We start from the raw sequence: 864 nt of genomic DNA, 5'->3' as shown, positions 1-864 counted from the left end.
GGAGATTGCACAAATCGATTTGATTGTGGTTCCCGGCGTCGGCTTTGACGCACGCGGCGGGCGTACCGGACATGGCAAGGGCTACTACGATAAATTGCTGGAAAACGCCAAACCGGAAACCCCGTTTGTTGCGTTGGCGTTTGAATGCCAAATGTTTGACGAGATTCCAATGCAGGGGCATGACATCTTTATGGACAAGGTCGTGACGGAGAAACGTGTCTACGAGGGCATCGGCCGAAATGGAATTGGCCGGCAAGCCACCGCGTGACTTCGACGACCGTCGCAAATCATAAAGGACAAAGCCAGCGGCCTCCCCTTGCGGGGGGAACCGTTTGATCATCCTCGGTAATTGATTGACTTTTCCTGGTGTTCTGACTAACATGCCAATGCTCGAGGTGGGGAAGAATTGCGCCCTTCCTTCAAACTACAACCTCGATCCCACGCCTTTCGCACAGCGCCCGCCTTTGATCGTCTTTGAAACCTCACCCGTTTCCTTGACGCCCCACCCTCAGCCGCTGCACTACACCGCCGAATCAGAGCGTTTGTGCCAGCCCGCTTCCAACCGAAACTCGTTGCCATGACTCATTCACGGACTCGACACTGCTCACGGTCCCGGTTGTTCCCTGCGATCGTTTTCGTAGCTCCTTTGCTATCAACTTCGATGCTGTCGCCACTGGTCGCCCAGGAACAGGTAACGCAGGAAACAGCATCCCCAACGCCGGCAGCGGTGGAATTGCCATCAGCGGAATTGCCAACGGACGAGGCACCTTCGGTCGAAGCATCGATGCCGGCCTCGCCTGCGGAGGGCCAGGCAGTTTTAGGGCAGGCAACTGCTTTAGGGCAGGCAACTGCGGAACAGGAAGT

General features: G+C 56.4%; 2 protein-coding genes. Both read left to right on the top strand.

Going from position 1 to position 864, the window contains the following annotated elements; all coding sequences use genetic code 11:
• A partial coding sequence (locus RMSM_RS28165) for a 5-formyltetrahydrofolate cyclo-ligase (RefSeq protein WP_040769767.1) occupies positions 1-268 on the top strand: 268 nt, incomplete at its 5' end.
• A gap of 393 nt (positions 269-661) precedes the next feature.
• The coding region (locus RMSM_RS41405; protein ID WP_390173555.1) for a hypothetical protein at positions 662-864 on the top strand (203 nt) is incomplete at its 3' end.

Origin of the sequence: Rhodopirellula maiorica SM1, from assembly GCF_000346295.1 — a bacterium.
In the GTDB taxonomy this organism is placed as follows: domain Bacteria; phylum Planctomycetota; class Planctomycetia; order Pirellulales; family Pirellulaceae; genus Novipirellula; species Novipirellula maiorica.
The sequence above is the reverse complement of the archived record's forward strand: the minus strand, read 5'-3'. Positions and strand labels throughout refer to the sequence as shown.